This is a genomic window from Clostridiales bacterium, from assembly GCA_015243575.1.
GTDB lineage: Bacteria > Bacillota > Clostridia > Peptostreptococcales > Anaerovoracaceae > Anoxybacterium > Anoxybacterium hadale.
This window is the reverse complement of the sequence record CP042469.1, coordinates 57,050-76,759: the sequence shown is the minus strand read 5'-3', so window position 1 is coordinate 76,759 and position 19,710 is coordinate 57,050. Positions and strand designations below refer to the sequence as shown.

The window sequence follows — 19,710 nt, the reverse complement described above, 5'->3', positions numbered from 1 at the left end:
GATGCTAGTCCAGTGGTTTAACAACGAAGTCATTATTCCTTTTCAACGCTGCATAATCTTCCTTTACACTATCCTTAAGAGGTTCAAAAATCTCACGTGTATGATATTGGATCTCACGCATGTGTTTGAATTTACCCGCAACAGTCAACCGATCTCCATGATCTTCCGGCCAATCAAATTTCAGCTTGCCATTTTCAATTGCGATAAGGCCTTTTCTTCCGCATATCGCACATTCCACATAATCTCTTCCAGGCTTTGCAAGCAGAAGACTATTTTGACAACCAGGGCATGCCTCGTCTTCTGATGTTTCTCCCAGGAATCTCTTCGTCCAATCAATCTGCGGGTTCTGCACTGCGTACGCCAGATTTTGTCCCAAATATTTAGCTCGCTGCAGATAGTCCTTTCGGGTCAGCGCTTCACCCGGATCAGCTACTGCATGTACATTGAGATGATCAATAACATTGATCTGAGCGGAAAAAGTGGTGGTATACAGTGTCGCCAATCCTAGAGAGGTCCAGTTTTCCGTCAGGGCTCCTCCTACCGAGATCAGGGCTCCCGGCCTGTGTTGTATTCTCCCCCGTATCCATTCCGGCGCACCGCCGGACAACGCCCAACCTGCAACGTCCATTTTGGGACCGAAGATTCTGTCTCTGAAGTCTGTCACCACTCCACATGGAGAAAGACTCCAAACCGGGGCGCCTAAAAGATATCCGTCACTTTCTAAAAATTTATTGAGAAGCCACTCTGCATCGTCCTTTAAGATGCAGCCCGCAGGGCCTTTCGCCATACACGGCATGTTGGGACACGCCTTGCAAGGCTGCAGATTACAATCATTTAAGCGGATTAACTCCACATCAACTCCCATATTCTGCGCCTCTATCAATGCCGTTTTGATATAGATTTCGGTGTTCCCGTATTTTCTGCCTGCGCTAAACGCCACAATCTTTTTTTCTGCCATATAAATCCTCTCCTGTAAAGCATAGATTCTATGAATCGTATTCTGGCTGATTCATTCACAATGTTATTTATATCATCCGGATCAGGAACGATTCAACGGGCGATTTCTCAAAGTTAGGCTCCCATATTGTGCAAAAGCCCAATAAGAATTTTCTCATGACAATCTGACTGTTGGCAAACCCATATTTCATGTTTTTTAATGATGAATCCTTATTGACAGCAGCTTTACTTGCAGTTAAGATAGGCTCAGACGCCAGAGACTTCATCGCAGATGGTTCTTCAGGAGGAGCAAAATGGAATTGAAGAAAATGATTAGCTGTTTAAATTTTCCAGAATCAAATGTTGCTGTTGAATTGAACAATCCGGATGTAATGCTCAGTGGAGTTGAATTCTATATCGATCAAAAAATCATCCGGTCGGACATCATCTATGTATTATTTGATCCTGTTCTTCCTTATAAGTATTTCAAGGCGAAAAAGACGTATACATTCTTGATTTTCACTGTCAAAAAAATAGAAATGATACAGGATCCTGATTACTTCATAAATTTTATTGTTGTCAAACGGCCAAATTGCTTTACATCTGTTGTAAATCGAATCAACGAAATCCTGGCTGAAAAATATAAACTAATGGAAGGGACTTGTGGTATTACAGATTCTTTTTTTCACAAGCATGGCATTCATTCGATTTTTAACGCAGCGTACAGCGTGTTTCAAAACCCGATTATATTGCTGGATTCAAGCAGTAAAGCCATAGCAAACGCTCCGGCGAATGACTCGATGCTCGACTGTTTTTCCCAAAGCAACATCGAAAATTTTGGTCAGAGGTTTAAAGAGCTCCAATACGTGTTAAAAGATAATCTCATGCCGACAATGATCAAGCAAGCTTTTTCGCTGTACAATATGTTGGCGTCTAATATCATTGTTAATGGATACATTGTCGGCACTATGATGCTTTTCGAAAAAGATAAGCTGTTTGACGAAAATGACAGGAATTTTTTCTGTGCACTGATAAACGTTGTGACGCATGAACTGGGAAGTAACCACCTCTATTCCCAGTCCCATGGCCGGAGTTCGTCGTTGCTGTTAAACGATGTGATCAATACCCCCAATTATCCGCCGATCATGTTGGAACGGCAGTTGGGTTCCTTGGGGTTTAACCGTCTTCATAACATGTGTTTTGTTGTAATATCATTCTCCGCAAACCCAAACTACACGGTTTTTAATGAATTGACAACGCTCATAGACGCTTATTTCCCGGAGGATCTATATACAATACAATCGGAAAAGCTCATCCTGCTGATAACAAATGCCTCTCACTTAGAGAACAAGGTACTGCCCCGTTTAAAAGAACTTCATGCCAATTACAATCTTCAAATCGGTATCAGCAATGCTTTTACGGAACTGTCGGATGTACACAAGCATCTTAACCAGGCATTGACGGCACTCAGTTATTATCAAAAAATGACTGACCCATGCTACCGCTATTATGTGTTTTATGAACACATTGCCCAGTTAAAATTATTGGATATCATGACCGCCCATTGCGATTTATTGGAGTTTTGCTCTCCCGATATCATAAACCTAATAAAATATGATGAAAAAAATCAGTCAGACCTAGCGCAGACCTTATCCGTTTATCTGAACTGTTTCGGCGATGGAATACTCGCTTCTAGGAAACTTAGAATTCATAAGAATACACTCTACTATAGGCTGGGACTCATCAAAAACTTCATGAATAATGAGTTGACCGACGGGGAAACCAATTACGTGTATATGTTTTCGTTCAGGACATTACAATACTTGGGATTGTTTCATCCCATTGATTTATAGAACTTCACAGTCGAGATTCTGTCCATACAGGTACGCCAGTATAGACCTTTGCCGTCTCCGTTCCCTTCATTACACGCATAGCCCCAGCAGCCATTGCCTGCATCTCAAATTCGCCGGGATAAGCCTGGACCGGTGCAATGAAAGTGCAAGCCTCAGAGATATTTTCCACAAGGCTTTTATTATACACCATCCCTCCGCTTAGCAGGATTGCATCAACTTCACCGTGAAGAGCTGCCGCCATGGCACCGATCTGCTTGACGATCTGATAAATCAATGCATCCCAGAGCAGGCGCGCGTGCTGATCTCCATTCTCCGCTCTATCAAATACTTCTAGAGCATCGGAAGTGCCGAGATGATCTACAAATCCCCCCGATTTTGTACATTTTTCAAGCAATTCCTTTTCGGTAAAGTTTCCACTGAAGCACAGCCTGATCAACTGGTCTGCAGGAACTGATCCTGCACGTGTTGGTGCCATAGGACCTTCGCCTGCTACGATGTCGTTCCCGTCGATCATTCTGCCCTTTTTATGCGCTGCAATGGATATTCCTCCGCCGATATGACCCACAATAAAATTGCATTCCTCATATTTTTTTTGAATGGATTTGGCATGACGCAAAGCGGTCTCTTTGTGGTTCAGTGCATGAATATGACTAGCGCGGTTAATCCCCTTTATTCCGGTAACTCTTGATATCTCCTGATACTCATCTACGTCCGGCGGATTCACTACAAAAGCGCGGCCCCCACCTATCCTGCTGAATTGATCCGCAAGTAGGCTTCCGAGATTCGCCGGATGTGCTACTCCGTTTGCATTGTTCCTCGCATGATCGAGCATCAGGTCGTTCACTTCATAGACTCCCCCTTCCATGGAGAATAACCCCCCGCCGCGCCCAACAAATATTTTGCAGTCTTTTAATGATATATTTTCCTGTTCCAGCAAGTTAAGGATGATCTGCTCCCGGTAAGGAATCTGATCGGGTAAACTTGCAAACCGCTCCAGATCAGCTGATTCGTGCTTGACATTCTTTGTGAATAGGCACACCTCATCATCAAATAATGCAATTTTTGTAGAGGTTGATCCGGGATTGATGGTAAATATTTTCATTGTAATTCCCCCTTAATATTCATGTGATTCATCCTTAGACCTTTGTCCGCAGCAGCTCTGATTACCAGCATAGCAACGTTTCCAAACATCTCGGCCACCGGAGCACTGCGAGAAAAGTCGCATACTGGTTGTCTGAAGCCCTGCAAGATTGGACCATACGCATTTGCATGCCCGAATATCTGAATCAGCTTTACGCCAATATTTCCCGCATGCAGATTGGGAAACACCAAAACATTGGCTCTCCCTGCAACTTCGCTCTGTCTGGGCACCTTTTTTGCTGCAACTGACGGAATAAGCGCTGAGTCCAGTTGAAACTCTCCGTCGCATTTTATATCTGGCCTTTTCTCTCTAATGATGTTCAGTGCTTCGCGGATCACATCAATGCTCTCATGTTCCGCACTTCCGCAGGTTGAAAAGGATAGCATCGCAATTCTTGGCTCCCATCCCAGCAGTTTATGGACCGTATCCGCAGATGAAATTGCAATTCCTGCAAGGTCTCTGGCGTCAGGCTGTGCTGTAATCGCGCAATCTGCTACGCCAAACATCTGTCCCTCCGGTCCGTCAAACCCAGGTACATCGGCGAGACCGATACTGGAAGGGCTGTCCACTCCGTCGATGAGGCCGACAATATTCATCGCCTCTAATACGACTTCTCCGGTTGAATACTCCTTTCCAGCTGCAACACAATCGGCCTTTTGAAGCTTAAGAAGAAACATTCCGCAGCGAACCGTGTCCTTGGTTTTCCGAATCACTGTTTTCTCATTAAAATCTTCGAACTTGAAGCAGTATTCCTTTGCCAGATCCATTCTTATTTCATCAATGGTATTGTCAAAGAAATCAAATCCCTTTGTTGATACGCCATGCTCTGCTGCCAAAGCTTCGATTTTTTCCCTGTCGCCAATCATGAGAGGGTAACCGATACCAGTTTTCACGACCTGCTCTGCGGTAAGAAGTACCTCCGCATTCTCCGACTCCGGAAAAGCAATTCGCTGCGGATTTTCTTTTGCTCGAAGTATCATTTTTTCAATAAACTCATTCACAGATTTCTTTCCTTTCCTAATTGTAATTTCATTCGCTTGTAACACAAAAAGCCACTGCATACTCTTTATCGTATGAAAGGCTTAGATGAATATTTTTTATGCCCGCCCTCGCTGCGGCATTCTTCACATCTCCATAGAGATTTACTAGCGGTGCCCCCGTAGCTCTGTTTAATATTTCGATCTGATTCCAACGACGAACCGTATCAGGAGAGGTATTCAAAGCCTTGAATACTGCTTCCTTTCCAGCAAATCTCAGGCAGAAATAAGCGGAAGGGTCATTGCTGCACGCTCCCTGAAGCTGCTCTTCCTCAGTATAGGTCATTTGATAGAAAGGGTCCTCAGTCTGAAGGAAACGCCTGTCTAGCGTCTCCATATGTAAAATATCCGTCCCAATGCCGATTACCAAACATTTCACCAACTTTCTAAAAGTAAAGCAGAGTCTCGCCCGGAAAATAATAGAATGAGACTCGCCCGAAGATTCCGGAATAGAAATAACGCTCCCCCAAAAATGCCAGAATAAAAATAACACAAGGACTCGTTGAAGCAACTGATTATATGGTTCAACGAATCCCTGCTGTTTCCGATACCAAGTGCCCCTTGCGAATTAAGCACAAACGCCTTGCGAATTAAGCACAAACGCCTTGTTAATTAAGCACAAAAGCCTGTTTATTAACCACAAACGCCTTGTTTATTAACCACAAACACCATGCTAATCAAGCAGCTGTTCCACAAACGCAGCGGCTTCTCCTAATGTCTTGCATCGGGTAAATCCCATATAGGGGATTTCAACATCGTAAAGATCTTCTAAGAATGTTGTGATCTGAGAAATATGAGCGGACTTAGCCTTGACTTCCGTAAAAGTTGTGTCACCGTTAAGGCTCTCTTTGCTTCTGCCCCAAAGGTAGGCTCCTCGTTCCATAATTTTTTCCAGAATTTCGTTTCTCATCTAAATTACTCCTTTCATACTATCGGTAAATATACTCGCCGTCTTTGTAGCGCGGGGGAATAACCGGAATCTGAAGATAGGAATCATACGCACCCCCGCAATAAATCAGGTGGCGGCCTTTATTGTCGGTATCCCACATGAGCGGTTCGAACCAGTTTTCCCGTATGTAACGTCCTGCAATCTGCACGCGAAGCTTCTGTCCTTTATGCCAGATCCTGCTGGTGGGATTGATCTCAATTTCAACCGGTACGATTTGTCCCGGCTCCAGCTTTTCATCTTCATCATGTGCCTGAACCGGACTGTAGTCGGTGCTGAGTTTCTCATCAAGCTTGCGGCGTGAAACTCTCATTTTTCCCCATGCTCCCGGATGCGATTCACTAAAAATGGTAATTGGCAGCCATTCACCCATGGTACTCAGTTTCTGTACATTGATAAACAGGTCCATATCATGATAGCTTTCTGCCGCAACCCATAAATGCAACTTAAGGTAGCCGGTCAGCTCCGTTTCCTCTTCAAAGGTATAATCAAAGGAAATCTCTTCATCGTCGCTTTCATAAGCCGCCATTGCCGGTTCAGCAATGGGTTCCTTACTCATCGACAGGTGGGCGGCATCAAGATACAGCTTTTCATATTCGGTACGCTTCAAAGGGAATGCGTCTTCCGGACGATTTTTCTGATAAAGATAATCGAAGGCATCCTGTACCTCGATTCGTACTTTGGGAGTGAGTTCCCATCCGTTTCGTTCCAGTTTTAGATACCGCGCAAAAAATAGCTCAAGATCCTTCAGATATTCATTGCTGTAAGCATCCGGCCATTCGAAATCCCGATGGGCCCGAAGCCACTTCTTTCCGGACTTAATCTTTCGAAATCCATTGATCGAACCTCTCAGGTGGAAATGGTTCCAGCAGGCTGTAACATATACCGGAATCCGAATGTTTTCCCATATCGGGTCTTTATCCTTCCAGTAGGTGCAATTAATAAAAGGATATCGTTCCAGATTTTTTACTGTATCGTCGATATAATTTGGGCCGACCGCTTCACGCATGACCAGATTTACAAATGACGCAGCGGGAATTCCTCCTTCACACAGCGATTCCCGATACATGTCACTGGTGCCTTCCCATGGTGCAATACAGGTAAGATGCGGAGGGCACTGTGATGCAATTCGCCACTGAGTCATTGCGACACAACTATTGCCTGCCAGAGCGCATCGTCCGTTGCACCACGGCTGCACTGCAGCCCACTCAATAAAGTCATAACCGTCACGGCCTTCCTGCGTTCCAAACTGCATAAAATCACCCTCTGAATGCCCTATGCCCCGGGGGTCAACATTGGCCACCGCATAGCCGTGGCGGCACCAATAGCCGGGGTCCGGACTTTCAAATTTTGACATATTGGATACGGTTTGAGGAGGCACTCCCATGATCTGCCACTCACTCTGCCCGTCAAAAGGACGTTTCCCATAAAAGCTCCAGCTAATGATCAAAGGTACCTTAGCCTCGCCTTCCGGTTTGTAAATATCTACGTAAATCGTTACGCCGTCTCTCATCGTCACAGGAATATCCTGCATACATACAATACCTTCTTCTGCAATATAGGTGCGGGTATTCAGCGGAGAAAGATACTTGAATCGCTCCCTCTCCTCAGGCGTCATTGCTTCCAGCTCCTCATGGGTAGCGGGTCTCAGCATTTCGCGCATGGCTACATCGACTTTTTCACCATTCATTTCGATCGTCTTAACAATGTGCTTGGCATCTGTCATCTTTTATACTCCTAACAGGTTTATTACTTCGTCTTGAAGCTTTGATAATAATGTGTCATAATGGACTCATATTAATTGCTTCTCTTTCTATTTCATTGTAATAATAAAATCAAAGGAATACAGAACACCTCTATGCAAAATGTTCATTTTTAACACATTTTGTTGTACTATTCAGCTAAGTTTTCATCAAAGGAGGCTCCTGCAATGGACGAGAAACGAATTTATGGGATTACTGACGGCAAAACAAAAAAGAGCATGCGAACGCAGGCTCGAATTATCAGCTCATATCTCGATTTAATGCAGGAAAAGCATTTCGAAAAAATTACAGTTAAGGAATTGGTTTTAAGGATCAACATTACCCGTGGTACATTTTATCTGTACTTCAATGATATCTATGAACTGCAGCAACATATCGAAACCGATTTGCTGGAGTCTTTTCAACAGTTCTGCTTGAGTGATAAAGAATTGTTTGACAATCCAAAGGGGGTTTACTCAGACTGGGGATTTTCTCTTAATGCACCGCCTGCACTGAGCCGCTGGTTTGAGTATTGCGACCTAAATAAAAAAACGCTGCAAGTTCTTTTAGGGCCCAATGGCGATCCTTATTTTGTCATCAAACTGAGAAAACTTCTTTGGAACTATGTCAACAGATTAATGGACAGCGATCATATGCCTCACGACCAGCAGCGTGAGTATTTTCTCATGACTTTCGTTGAACTTAACCTGTTGCTGGCACGTCAATGGCTAAATGAAAAATCGGAGAGTTCTCTTACAATGGAAAATCTTACTGTAATCCTGAACACGATGCGGGTGGGCGCAAACTGTTTAAGCCATTATAATGTGCAATGGGTAATAGAAAAAATGTAAATCATCAGTTCTTCTACTTTTTTTCATATTCCCTGATGATTAGCATCAATGATTTCCTTCAATTTTACATTTTGGTTGATATATCTAGCCTGGCTTCTCTCTGATTTCAAATGAATTGCATTCTGAGGGCAAAGGTGAATACAAGCAAAACAAACTTCGCATTGATGGGAAAACTCCGGTTTCTCGGCAACATAGATATTGTTAGCTGGGCAAACCTGCGCACAGATTTTGCAGCCATTGCAATTATCGTTCACCTGAAACCGTTTATACGCAAAGTTATAGCTAAGCCGATCGGCCAAACGCCGGCCGTATTTCGATATGACGTCTGAGGGAATACCTTTTCTGATAAGATGATTCTTTCTGCTGCGAATATCCTCCCCTATTTGATGGATTCGCTCTTCAATTTCTTTTGGATCCTTATTTTGGATTTCGTCCTCAATTTTAAAAGTGAGCAGAAAATTATCAACCATAAGAATCTCGTTGGTATAGTTGAACCGAATTCCTGCTTCAGCAGCAACTCGTTCCATCTGATGCAGACCCGATGCAGATTTGCCCCCATAGGTCATAATTGCAAAAAAGTAATCGGCTTTCAATTTCGATTTCTTTACAAAGTCATTTACAAGCCTTGCCATGCCAAACCCATGACAGGGATAAACAAACCCGATTGCGTCATCTTCGAATTCATAGTTCCCTTCCTTTATCATCTGAGGAATTGAGTACAGTTCCCCTCCTATCCGCTTGGCAACATATAAGCTATTTCCAGTTGCAGTAAAATAAAATAGTTTCATTTTTGATCCTCTCTCCTTATATTTTTTACATTCGTTGATTTTAGAACAATTGTTTATTATAATGAGTTTAGCAACCTTATCAGTAAGATTCAATCGTTAATGTAAAGGAACTTGTTCATTACTCAACAGGCTTCGCTTGCATGTTGAATAACGTTAGGAGAAATTTTTATGGATCGGCGTATTGAAAAATCTAAGAAGGCAATTATGGATGCATTAACCAGTCTAATGGCGGAAAAAGATTTCGATAAAATTACCATCAACGAAATCGCAGAGCGCGCAAATGTCAATCGTGGTACGGTATATTTGCATTATGTGGATAAGTTTGACTTGTTAAATCAATGTATTGAGATTCATCTCAACCAACTATTATCGAGTTGTATGATCCCGCAGAGCCAGGAGATCAGCCGGAATTCCCCCAAAGCTGATATGCTCCAAATATTTCACTATCTGGAGCAGCACATTTCTTTCTATTTTATTTTACTAACGAACAAGGGAACTCCCACATTCAGGGATCAGCTGCTTCATATGGTTCAAGAAATGATTTCGGTGCATCTGAATCGGCAAAACATCCTTATAAGGGTCAACAAAGATTTTCTTGTTCAATTTGTTGCTTCTGCCACAGTTGGTATTGTGGAGTGGTGGATCATCAACGAAATGCCTTATCCTGCTGCTTCGATGGTAGATCAATTGTGGCAGCTGTTTGAAAAAGTTGAGCTGGTTAATCCGTAATAGAGATTAACAAAATTAAGATCGGTATTGAGAGATATATTCCATGAAATCCCTTGCACTTTGTTCAACCTCTTCATTGCTGATTTGAAAGGAAGCTCTGAACACGGAAAAGTATGGCAGTGCAACCGCGCCAACATGAGCCGCAGTTGCTTTGAATGGAGAAATAATCTCATCCACAGTAAATCCTATGGGACCGGTATGGGTGTAATTTTCTTCCTGATCTCCGATTGACTTCGCGATTCCAAATTTTTTCCCGTTCAGCTTATTTCCTTTCGAACCATAGGCCCACCCATGGGTAAAAACATCATCCAGCCACTTTTTTAATAGCGGAGGGTAGCTGTACCAATAGACAGGAAACTGCAAAATAATAAAATCATGCCCTTCCAGCAATTGTTGTTCTTTTTCAACATCAATCTTCCAGCCGGGATACTCCTTATATAACTCATGTATGACAATGTCGTTTGGGTATTTCTCTAGTTCCTGTTTCCACCTTTTATTTACATTCGAACGATCAATATCAGGGTGTGCTAAAATGACAAGAGTCTTCATAAAATTATAAATCCTTTCTGTTTTCTTCATAATTGATTTACTGAAATGCTGCGAAATCGTGGTTTTGGGACAGTAAAAACGTACCCCGAATCACAAATTTAGCATGAAAAATTAACGTTATCCTTATTATTTTCTAAAAGAGATTGATTGTAAATACACACAATGAAGTAAGCAAATACACACTTTAATATCAGTAAATACTTACTTTAAAGTGTGTATTCCTTTCGGTTAAGCTGATATACTATAATAAATCTTGGAGGTGATATTTTGAAACAATATACTTTAGGCATTGAAGCAACCTTGGAAATCCTCGGCGGAAAATGGAAAGCGTTAATTGTATGTCAACTGATGTCTGGTCCCAAAAGAACAAGTGAATTAGAACGTCTTATTCCAGGCATCTCTCAAAAAGTACTTATACAGCAGCTTCGAGAATTGGAGCGGGATGGAATTGTGGGAAGAATAGACTATCATCAGATGCCTCCCAAGGTTGAATACTATGTAACGGATTACGGTAAATCCGCTAATACAATAATTCATGTAATGTGTTCCTGGGGACGGGAGAATATTGCGCTTAGAAAAAGCAGGGGGGAAGATATCGATCTGTTAGAAAAATAGAATTCAGCCTCAACCTACTTTTTATTCAAGCTGCTGTAATGCTCCCTTTGACTTTGAATTTCATCCTCCTCAAATCCGAGTAATTCTAGAAGTTTTTGATGTTGCACTGGCGAGTGCTTTTCAAATTCGTAATGCCACTCCTCTGTTGTTTCTCTTTTTAGGCCTGCCGAATTCAATATTGTCATCCATGTGCTTTCATCAAGGCTCTTAAGATTTTTATATAGAATACTGTTTTCCAATAATTTAATAATTAAATTTTGTTGCTTTTGTGCTGCTTCTATTTCTTGATTCAATTCTCCCAATCTCTTCAATAGAAGTGCTGAAACCTCGAGATTTGCTGCATCTAAAAGGTTGGCGATCTCAGCCAATGGCACCCCGGCTTGCCTAAAAAGCATAATCTTACTGAGTCGTTCTATATCTGCATCTTGATACAACCGATACCCTGCCTTATTCCTTGTAGATGGTTTAAGAAGGTTGATTGCGTCATAATATAATAACGTACTCCTGGAAATCCTGAATTTCGATGCAATTTTACCCACTGTTAATTCCATAAAAACCTCCCAGTTGTTTTTTTTAGTATAAGCCCAGGCTTTCGATCAGGTCAATCATCAGTTTATCCAATGATCGCCGGAAGCAGCCGTATGCTTACGATCCATCTTGAATAAAACAAGACCCAGAATCGTAAGCAAAATTCCGCAAAAGAGCAGCAATTGCCCAGATTGAAACCAATCCAGCAAAACCCCAAAGATGAGAATTGCAAGGGGCAAGGTAAAATTACCCACCGAGCCGATGATTCCGAATACTCTGCCTGCCATTTCATTCTCAACATTTTTCTGCAGAATCGTACGATAGCAGGTGCTGATACAAACTACCGCAGCACTCATCAGGAAGAAGACGAAAAAGTATGGAACAATGTTGCGGATACCCGAATTACTGAGAATGCCAAATACGGAATAAATCAAGCCGATCAAACAGATGCCTCCGTACATAAATTTCTTTTCCTTATGGTTTATACTGATCAAACTCAGTAAAAAACCGGTCAAAATAACACCCATCCCATAAAAGGCTTCCAGGTATCCCAGATTTTGTGCTCCGTTCCCCTCCAACGTTACGGCAAATACCGGCATGATTACCTGAACAGAACCCACAAAGAAATGCAAGATGGCAACCACTGATACAATTGAAAGGGTACTTCTTCTCTTGAGAATATATTGAAAGCCATCACGAATGTTTTCTTTAATCTTTTTCTTTGATTGCGTTTCTTTTATTACAGGTTGAATAGCGATCATAGATGCAAGAGCGGATGCAACAAAAAAAGATAAGGCATTCAGTAAAAAGACAAAGCCATACCCCAACCAAGCCACACAAATGCCTCCAAGCAAAGGGCCTACTACTAGAGCAATACCGCTTAAAAACTGACTTTTAGCATTTGCCTCGTTCAATGCTTCCTGCTTCACAATCTGTGGGATAACTGCCTGGACGGTAGGATCAAAGAATGCAGAGCATACAGAAAGTACAACTCCTGCAACTATAATGACAGACAGATTCAATGCTCCCATATAATAGGTAACCACGACAGCAGTTACTACAAGTCCCCTGATCAAATCTGTGCTGATCAAAAATATTTTTCTGCTAAATGAATCAATAATCCCTCCCGCAAGAAAACCGACCACGATTGCGGGTGCCATCGATGAAAACAGTACAATACCCATTATGGATGGTGCGTGTGTGACCTGAAGTACCCAGTAAGCCAGCGCAATGGCGTAAAATTTATCACCGATTTGCGATACGAACTGCCCACATAACAATAAAAAAAGGTTTTGATTCGTAGTTATACTTTTCATATCGGCCTCCGCGTTATATTTGTAAGATCATCTTACAAATATAACGATAAACCCTACAGTAATAGACAGGTCAACAACAAAAATTATTTTGTCAGCAACTTCCATTATGTTCGTCCATACCCTGCCGATATGTTAATCGATACCCTGCCGGTCTACATGGAAAAATATCGATGGGAATTCTTCTGCCTCTCCATGTTCAGCACTTTATTATAGCCTTTTTACAATTTTTTGTGCGAATTCAGTGTTATAATTTTCTTAAACTGGGAACGAATATATAGGAATGTAACTGTATCATAAGCAATAAATTTTAAATGTCATTTGTTTTACGTTGAAAGGAGAATTCAATGAATCAGTTGCAAATGGACCTGATCCATACAGGAAAAGGTTTTATCGCTGCCCTGGATCAGAGCGGCGGGAGTACTCCAAAAGCACTCCTTCAATACGGAATTAAGGAAGACAGCTATTCCAATGAAGAAGAAATGTTCAATTTAGTCCATGACATGAGAACAAGAATCATAACAAGTCCGGCATTTACTTCCGAGTATATTCTGGGCGCCATCTTATTTGAGAATACGATGGATCGCACCATTCATGATGAATTTACTGCGGATTATCTTTGGGAGAAGAAAGGCATCGTTCCATTTTTAAAGGTTGACAAAGGACTCGCTGCCATTGAGAATGGAGTTCAGCTGATGAAGCCCATACCGGATCTGGACAATCTTCTAAAGCATGCCGCTCAAAAGAACATATTTGGAACCAAAATGCGCTCTGTGATCAAAGATGCCAACAGCGAAGGAATCAAAGATGTGGTTGCGCAGCAATTCGAGATCGGTAAGCAGATTATTGAAGCCGGACTGGTTCCAATCATAGAACCCGAGGTGGATATTCACAGCCCGGATAAGGAAGAATCTGAAAAAATATTGAAAGAAGAACTATTAAACCAATTGTCCGGCCTCAGGCAAGACGAAAAAATTATGCTGAAGCTATCCATACCGACGGCAGAGAATTTCTACAGCGATTTAATGGGAGAACCTCATATTGCACGAATTGTGGCTTTGTCGGGTGGATATTCACAGACCGAAGCGAATGAGAAATTGGCACGGAATCAAGGATTGATCGCCAGCTTTTCCCGCGCCCTTTCCCAAGGCTTGACGGCTCAACAGACGGAGGAAGAGTTTGATGCCATGTTGTCAAGCTCAATCAAAGCGATCTTTGCCGCATCGATTTCATAATGGCTTCCCCCCTCTCCCCGTCTAATTGGGGAGCGTCTGTAAATTAAACGGTCCAATTACAGATTGGTCATCCATACCGTAGCGCATCTGGCCCTCTTTTGAGAAAGAGCCAGATGCGCTCTATTTATATTGCTGCAAAATCATCCGGCGGTACCCGCTTTTCCCTCCTCTGTTTTCACTTTTCCCTCCTCTGTTTTCACTTTTCCCTTTGCCAGCGATGCCACCATTGCCACTAGCGAAGCTACAACTGCTGCCATAAAAGTCGTGTGCAGCGCGGAAACAAACGCTTGATCTTTCAGTGCCGAATTGGAAAGCCCCTTAGATGCCAGGTTTATGAAAGCTTTACTCTGATTTGTTGAAAATAATGCTCCGGAAGCTGCGACGCCCATGACCATACCAAGGTTTCTCATTGTGGCAAGTGTGCCTGAAGCAATCCCTCTGTATTGCGGAGGAACGCTGCCCATGATCGCGCTGTTATTCGGTGTTTGAAACATACCAAAACCAAAGCCAGTGAGAATCATTGAGGCAATGATATAAATGATGGAGGTATCTTTATTCAGGAAACTCATCAGGAAAATCCCTCCCGCCATAACGGTTGTTCCTGCGGTGCTGATGTATCTGCTGTCAAAGCGGTCAGATATCATTCCGCTGACCGGTGCGATCATAATTGTGGCAAGGGGCAAAGGCAGATAGAGCATTCCGGTTTTCAGGGCCGAGAACTCACGGAAGTTTTCCAGATAGAATGGAGCTAGAAATGCCATGATAAACTGCGCCATATAGAGAAAGAATGCAGCGGCATTGCCCGCGGCAAAGATGCGGCTTTGGAACAAATTGAGATTAAGCATCGGATATCTGCATTTGCTCTCATAGGTAAGAAACAACCCCGCCGTTAAAATTCCTCCCGCAATCAGTGAAATAAATACGGGCAGCCCTAGATGATAATTCTCCAGCATGCTTAAAGGAAGTAATATCAACACCAGCGCAATAAAAATCAACAGGCTTCCTACTTTATCAAACGGTTCTGAATTCTTTTTTCCATCTTCCGGAATTTGAAGAGAGGCCATAACAATTCCGAATATTCCAATTGGAACATTGATAAAAAAGATGCTCTGCCATCCCAGCAGGCTTGTAAGAAACCCTCCGATTACCGGGCCTGCGCAAAGACCAAAGGCAACGGCGATGGCAGATATGCTGAACGCCTTGCCCCGGCTTGAAGCAGGCACTGCATTTGTAATGATTGCGGATCCTGTTGCATACAGCATTGCAGCTCCCAATGCCTGAATCACTCTGCAAAGAATCAGGGCAACGATATTTCCTGACAAACCACAAAGAAGCGAACCAACTGTAAAAATGACAAAGCCTGTCAAATAGACCCTCTTGCGGCCGTATAGGTCCGAAATACGCCCGAAAGTGAGCAGCAGACTGCTGACGACAAGCAGATACGCGGTTACGATCCAGGCAACCGTGGATACCGAAACGCCAAAATCATCTTTTATAATTGGGCTCACCAGATTGACAACGCTTGAATCAAGCGATGACATAAATGTACCAATTGCAATTACCAACACGACCATTACTGTTTTTTTGTTTCTCATATACTACCTCTTTTTCGTAATCAATATGAGCTTTTGCTCATGTTTTATATTATTCTCAGCCGAACCTCTTTGTCAACAAAAACATGAGCATATACTTATATTTTTTCATTGACAAAGTTAATCCTGCATTTTACAATAAATTCAAGCAGGAGGTTAATGAGTATAATGCAATACACGCCAAGCAAACCCGAAAGGCCAGGCAAGCCTGAAAAGCCAAGCAAACCTGAAAGGCCAGGAAAGCCCGAAAGGCCAAGCAAGCCCGAAAGGTCAAGCAAGCCTGAAAACATGAATAAGCCAGTCCGAAAACCGAAACAACAAAGAAGCATTGACATGAAAGAGAAAATACTCAATTCGGCGTTTCAATTGTTTTGTGAAAAAGGATATTATAATACGACTACCAATGAAATTGCCCATAGAGCAGGAGTTTCAATTGGCAGCCTTTATTCTTATTTCAAGGATAAGGACACAATTTTTCTGGAAATACTGGAAAGGTACCACCAAAAGTTTGAAATAGCCAAAAGTGATGTACTCAATGACCTTGATCTTCTCAAGGCAGACTACAAGACCTGGCTGCGCCTTCTCTTTGAAAGTCTGATTACTGTACACGAGGAGTCAAAAGAGTTAAACAGAGAACTGAAAGTGCTCTCCTATTATCATCCTGCAATGGCTGAAATTCTGGAAGAACAAAGGAGAAAGACCTTGCAGGCAACAATTGGATATTTTATGCAATTGAGAAATGACTTTCATTCGGATGATATCGAAGCAACTGCAATCGTAATCTTCGATCTGATCTCAGCCACTGTTGATAGAATTGTTTTTGAGCGAAACGAAATAGACAGGGAAAGATTAATCAATGCTGCAATCGACATTGTGCAAAAGTACTTTTCACTGTAATGTGTAGTATACAGGCTTTAACAGAAAAATAAAGACAGCTAATTTAGGAAAAGCGCTGATTTTTTTCAGCGTTTTTTATGTTGTTTACCTAGCGTTTAAATTCTATTTATATTCGGTTTAATTTGTCGCTTTAGAATTAAGCCAATCACTAGAAATTATCCCTTAGGGATTTCAGAAGAAAACTCCCAATTAATATTTTATGATATGGAGGGTCATTTATTATGTTTACCTGGTTAAAAAGAAAGAACAACAAACCTGCTTTTACAACTACCCCGCAGTCTCGTAAAGGTTTAGAATTAGAATGTTGCGGCAAGTGCCCGCGCAACTGTAAATTATCGGAGCCAAAATGTGGACGCGGGAAAAGACAGGCTGAAATGATGATAAGATAAGGTATTTTAAAATGCCGATAAAAAATGAGTCTTCATCGCGCAGCCGAAAAACTGCTCAGTGATATTAACAAAAGTAAAGGAGGGTATACATCCTATGATTGAACTCAGCAATTCAAAAGAACATTATCTAAGAGCAATCTACAAATTATCAGCAAAAGAAGGTTGTGCGCGGATAACGGATATTGCAATAGAACTAGGCGTAACCAAAGCGAGCACCTGCCGTGCAGTCAAAGAGCTGGAAGAGATGATGCTCGTGTGCAAGGACTCAGTTCACAGGGTTTACCTAACGGAAAAAGGAAAAAACACTGTCATACCGATTGTAAAAAATTATGAAAAATTAAAGAACTTTTTCGTGTCAACCCTTGGTGTTAATGAGCTAGAAGCAGGCATTCTAGCGTGTGCACTGGAACATGTTATCGATATTGAGCGATATATTTTTTGATTAATAACCACGGGGACGCGGCCATTTCAAATCATCTATTTTGATAAATGCTTTATAATCCAAGCCTCTCGATCTATGAAATACAAACCATATTGATGCCAAAAGATAGAATAAGAATCCAGCCAGAAGATTACTCCAATATCCAAAATACATCCCGACCAAGGTTGCGCCTGTCAGAAGGAAAACCAATATTGATGGAAGAGGGTGATAGGGTGAGATATATCCCCTTTCAATCGTTCCAAGCGGATACATTCTTCGAAATTTAATCATCATATATGCTGTCAGGATATAAACCAACAATGCGGACAGGATCGAAAAGGTGATTACCTGATCAAGAAGTCCTGTAAAACCAAATGCAATTGAAATCGGCAATAAAAACAAAATCGCACGATATGGTGTCTTATATTTAGGATGCAGTACTGCAAAGGCCTTGGGGATAAGGGTATCTTTGGCCATGGAATACCATGCCCTACTTGCATCCGCAATGCACCCGTTTGCACTTGCAAGGCAGGATAAAACGGTTCCCAGGAATAGAATGTTTATTACTGCAGGGATTTTGCCCGCTAACGCAGCATCATATAATGGATAGGTTGATTTTGCCAAAACATCAAATTTTACCATTCCCGAACAAACAAACCAGGTAATCGAAGCGCCAACAATCAAAGTCATCATTCCCGCAATAGAACCAACCGGCAAGGCTCTCCCTTTAGAGCGACACTCCTCTGAGGCAAGCACGGTACCTTCAATTCCCAGATAGAACCAACATCCGAATTGAAATGCTCCCAGGACTCCAATCCAGCCATAAGGCAAGCTGTTGGTCATTTCGGACAGTCGAAGCATACTCTCTGACGAATAAAACTTTGTACTAAACAGCAATACGATGATTGTCAGAAAAGCAATCCCTGTTAATACGATATTGAAATTTAAAGTGGCTTGTACGCCCCGATAATTTAGATAGGTTAACGCGAGTAGACTGAGAATAATGTATGGCAGCGCTTGAATGTCAGGATCAATCGTCTGTAATATTTGTCCCACGACTAAAGCATCTGCAGCTTCCAGCATCACATACTCAAATACAAGCATCAGACCAATATTAAACGACGCAAGCGGTCCCAAAAAATGTTTTGCCATCGCATACTGTCCGCCTGCTTCGGGGATAACAGACCCCATTTCAGTATTGATTGCAATTAACGATATATATAAAATACCAATCGTCCAGCAAGCAATGATAGAACCGATTGATCCTCCTTTGGCTATGGTATAATTCCAACCCATAAATTGCCCCACTAAAACGATTCCAACTCCCAAGGCCCAAATATGTAATGGCCCCAAAACTTTCAACAGGTGCTTACCTTTTTCATTGTCCAAAATCAAATCTCCTTTCAAGTCGAGGATATTCTTTCCTTATTCCTTGTTTTCTTTTTCAACCTTAATGAAATCTTTTAGGATCAAAAAAGCAAACAAAGCACACATACCCCAAGCAACGTAATTCATTACAATCCATACACTCATATCCTCACATCCTTATTCATTCACTACTTGATAATACAGGTGCTCAATGGTCTTCTTCAGACCCTTTTCTGAATTGTTCAAAACAAAAGCAAAGTAGACAAACAATCCAACTAAGACGATCAAGAAAGTCTTCATATGGATTGTATAACTCAATCGAATGCTGCTGTCCTTCATCAACATTGCTGTTAAAAGCGTCCCAAAACATAGAATCATAATAAACAGCGAATCAAATATTTCAAAAATTATTTTTCGTTTTTTCATAACAAACCTCCTGATTTTTATCATGCGCTTGGTTCTTCGCACATATTTCAATTGTATAGATTGCTTCCCGATTCTTCTTTAAATGCATGAAAACAGCTGCTGCAGCTGCCGTAGAAAATGCTCCGGCAAAAATTCCTGCAGTCAAAATCCCTATCCTCATAGCCTGATTGGAAATCATTGCGCTGACTTGCACCATTACAAAGCTTAGAATGCACCAAAGTACTGCGAGAATCGCGGCAATAATGCCACAATCCCGATACAATATTTTATTGATTTTGTTATTCAAAATTTACTCTCCTACATTTATAGTATCAATTTTTCTTTGATTTAAGGGGCTTAAACTCATTCTCTTGA

General features: G+C 41.8%; 21 protein-coding genes and 1 pseudogene. 7 read left to right on the top strand and 15 right to left on the bottom strand.

The window, feature by feature from the left end; translation table 11 throughout:
* Nucleotides 1–4: 4 nt before the first annotated feature.
* Nucleotides 5–958 (bottom strand): flavodoxin family protein, encoded by a 954-nt coding sequence (locus FRZ06_00365; protein ID QOX61916.1) that lies wholly within the window; start codon nucleotides 956–958, stop codon nucleotides 5–7.
* Nucleotides 959–1,250: 292 nt separating this feature from the next.
* On the opposite strand from FRZ06_00365, the gene FRZ06_00360 reads away from it, so the two are divergent.
* Nucleotides 1,251–2,789 (top strand): hypothetical protein, encoded by a 1,539-nt coding sequence (locus FRZ06_00360; protein ID QOX61915.1) that lies wholly within the window; start codon nucleotides 1,251–1,253, stop codon nucleotides 2,787–2,789.
* Nucleotides 2,790–2,793: 4 nt separating this feature from the next.
* Here FRZ06_00360 and buk read toward each other — a convergent pair whose 3' ends face one another.
* The 5 genes from buk to FRZ06_00335 form a co-directional block, all read right to left on the bottom strand.
* Nucleotides 2,794–3,891 (bottom strand): butyrate kinase, encoded by a 1,098-nt coding sequence (buk, locus tag FRZ06_00355; protein ID QOX61914.1) that lies wholly within the window; start codon nucleotides 3,889–3,891, stop codon nucleotides 2,794–2,796.
* Complete coding sequence (locus tag FRZ06_00350; GenBank protein ID QOX61913.1) at nucleotides 3,888–4,931, bottom strand: phosphate acetyltransferase; 1,044 nt, start codon at nucleotides 4,929–4,931, stop codon at nucleotides 3,888–3,890. The genes buk and FRZ06_00350 overlap by 4 nt, the downstream gene beginning before the upstream one ends.
* Nucleotides 4,932–4,959: 28 nt before the next feature.
* On the bottom strand, nucleotides 4,960–5,304 hold the full coding sequence (locus tag FRZ06_00345; GenBank protein ID QOX61912.1) for a holo-ACP synthase: 345 nt from the start codon (nucleotides 5,302–5,304) through the stop codon (nucleotides 4,960–4,962).
* 336 nt (nucleotides 5,305–5,640) lie between these two features.
* On the bottom strand, nucleotides 5,641–5,877 hold the full coding sequence (locus FRZ06_00340; GenBank protein QOX61911.1) for an acyl carrier protein: 237 nt from the start codon (nucleotides 5,875–5,877) through the stop codon (nucleotides 5,641–5,643).
* 19 nt (nucleotides 5,878–5,896) lie between these two features.
* A complete protein-coding gene (locus tag FRZ06_00335) occupies nucleotides 5,897–7,639 on the bottom strand; it encodes a CocE/NonD family hydrolase (protein QOX61910.1) in 1,743 nt (580 codons plus the stop codon).
* A 204-nt stretch (nucleotides 7,640–7,843) separates the two neighbouring features.
* On the opposite strand from FRZ06_00335, the gene FRZ06_00330 reads away from it, so the two are divergent.
* The gene (locus tag FRZ06_00330) at nucleotides 7,844–8,506 is read left to right on the top strand and encodes a TetR/AcrR family transcriptional regulator (protein QOX61909.1); all 663 of its coding nucleotides are present in this window, start codon (nucleotides 7,844–7,846) and stop codon (nucleotides 8,504–8,506) included.
* A gap of 23 nt (nucleotides 8,507–8,529) precedes the next feature.
* Here FRZ06_00330 and FRZ06_00325 read toward each other — a convergent pair whose 3' ends face one another.
* Nucleotides 8,530–9,294: a 4Fe-4S ferredoxin gene (locus FRZ06_00325; protein QOX61908.1), complete on the bottom strand. Its 765-nt coding sequence runs from the start codon at nucleotides 9,292–9,294 to the stop codon at nucleotides 8,530–8,532.
* Between the two features lie 168 nt (nucleotides 9,295–9,462).
* Between FRZ06_00325 and FRZ06_00320 the strand changes: the two genes are divergently transcribed.
* On the top strand, nucleotides 9,463–10,023 hold the full coding sequence (locus FRZ06_00320; protein ID QOX61907.1) for a TetR/AcrR family transcriptional regulator: 561 nt from the start codon (nucleotides 9,463–9,465) through the stop codon (nucleotides 10,021–10,023).
* Nucleotides 10,024–10,038: 15 nt separating this feature from the next.
* On the opposite strand, the gene FRZ06_00315 is transcribed toward FRZ06_00320, so the two are convergent.
* A complete protein-coding gene (locus tag FRZ06_00315) occupies nucleotides 10,039–10,572 on the bottom strand; it encodes an NAD(P)H-dependent oxidoreductase (protein ID QOX61906.1) in 534 nt (177 codons plus the stop codon).
* A gap of 267 nt (nucleotides 10,573–10,839) precedes the next feature.
* Between FRZ06_00315 and FRZ06_00310 the strand changes: the two genes are divergently transcribed.
* Complete coding sequence (locus FRZ06_00310) at nucleotides 10,840–11,187, top strand: winged helix-turn-helix transcriptional regulator (GenBank protein QOX61905.1); 348 nt, start codon at nucleotides 10,840–10,842, stop codon at nucleotides 11,185–11,187.
* A gap of 14 nt (nucleotides 11,188–11,201) precedes the next feature.
* Here the strand turns inward: FRZ06_00310 and FRZ06_00305 are convergent, their stop codons facing one another.
* Complete coding sequence (locus FRZ06_00305; protein ID QOX61904.1) at nucleotides 11,202–11,738, bottom strand: MerR family transcriptional regulator; 537 nt, start codon at nucleotides 11,736–11,738, stop codon at nucleotides 11,202–11,204.
* Between the two features lie 57 nt (nucleotides 11,739–11,795).
* A complete protein-coding gene (locus tag FRZ06_00300) occupies nucleotides 11,796–13,031 on the bottom strand; it encodes an MFS transporter (protein QOX61903.1) in 1,236 nt (411 codons plus the stop codon).
* A gap of 344 nt (nucleotides 13,032–13,375) precedes the next feature.
* Between FRZ06_00300 and FRZ06_00295 the strand changes: the two genes are divergently transcribed.
* Nucleotides 13,376–14,263 (top strand): fructose bisphosphate aldolase, encoded by an 888-nt coding sequence (locus FRZ06_00295; protein QOX61902.1) that lies wholly within the window; start codon nucleotides 13,376–13,378, stop codon nucleotides 14,261–14,263.
* Between the two features lie 140 nt (nucleotides 14,264–14,403).
* Here the strand turns inward: FRZ06_00295 and FRZ06_00290 are convergent, their stop codons facing one another.
* The gene (locus FRZ06_00290; protein QOX61901.1) at nucleotides 14,404–15,858 is read right to left on the bottom strand and encodes an MFS transporter; all 1,455 of its coding nucleotides are present in this window, start codon (nucleotides 15,856–15,858) and stop codon (nucleotides 14,404–14,406) included.
* A 176-nt stretch (nucleotides 15,859–16,034) separates the two neighbouring features.
* Nucleotides 16,035–16,184, bottom strand: a pseudogene (locus FRZ06_00285) (MFS transporter).
* Here FRZ06_00285 and FRZ06_00280 point away from each other — a divergent pair.
* Complete coding sequence (locus FRZ06_00280; GenBank protein ID QOX61900.1) at nucleotides 16,144–16,752, top strand: TetR/AcrR family transcriptional regulator; 609 nt, start codon at nucleotides 16,144–16,146, stop codon at nucleotides 16,750–16,752. The pseudogene FRZ06_00285 and the gene FRZ06_00280 overlap by 41 nt on opposite strands.
* Nucleotides 16,753–17,235: 483 nt before the next feature.
* On the top strand, nucleotides 17,236–17,583 hold the full coding sequence (locus FRZ06_00275; protein QOX61899.1) for a metal-dependent transcriptional regulator: 348 nt from the start codon (nucleotides 17,236–17,238) through the stop codon (nucleotides 17,581–17,583).
* Here the strand turns inward: FRZ06_00275 and FRZ06_00270 are convergent, their stop codons facing one another.
* From FRZ06_00270 to FRZ06_00260, 3 genes are all read right to left on the bottom strand, one after another.
* Nucleotides 17,584–18,858: an amino acid permease gene (locus tag FRZ06_00270; protein QOX65771.1), complete on the bottom strand. Its 1,275-nt coding sequence runs from the start codon at nucleotides 18,856–18,858 to the stop codon at nucleotides 17,584–17,586.
* Nucleotides 18,859–19,107: 249 nt separating this feature from the next.
* The gene (locus tag FRZ06_00265; GenBank protein ID QOX61898.1) at nucleotides 19,108–19,356 is read right to left on the bottom strand and encodes a hypothetical protein; all 249 of its coding nucleotides are present in this window, start codon (nucleotides 19,354–19,356) and stop codon (nucleotides 19,108–19,110) included.
* Entirely contained in the window at nucleotides 19,331–19,642 is a 312-nt protein-coding gene (locus FRZ06_00260) for a hypothetical protein (GenBank protein ID QOX61897.1), read from the bottom strand. Before FRZ06_00260 ends, FRZ06_00265 begins: the two co-directional genes overlap by 26 nt.
* Nucleotides 19,643–19,710 lie beyond the last annotated feature (68 nt).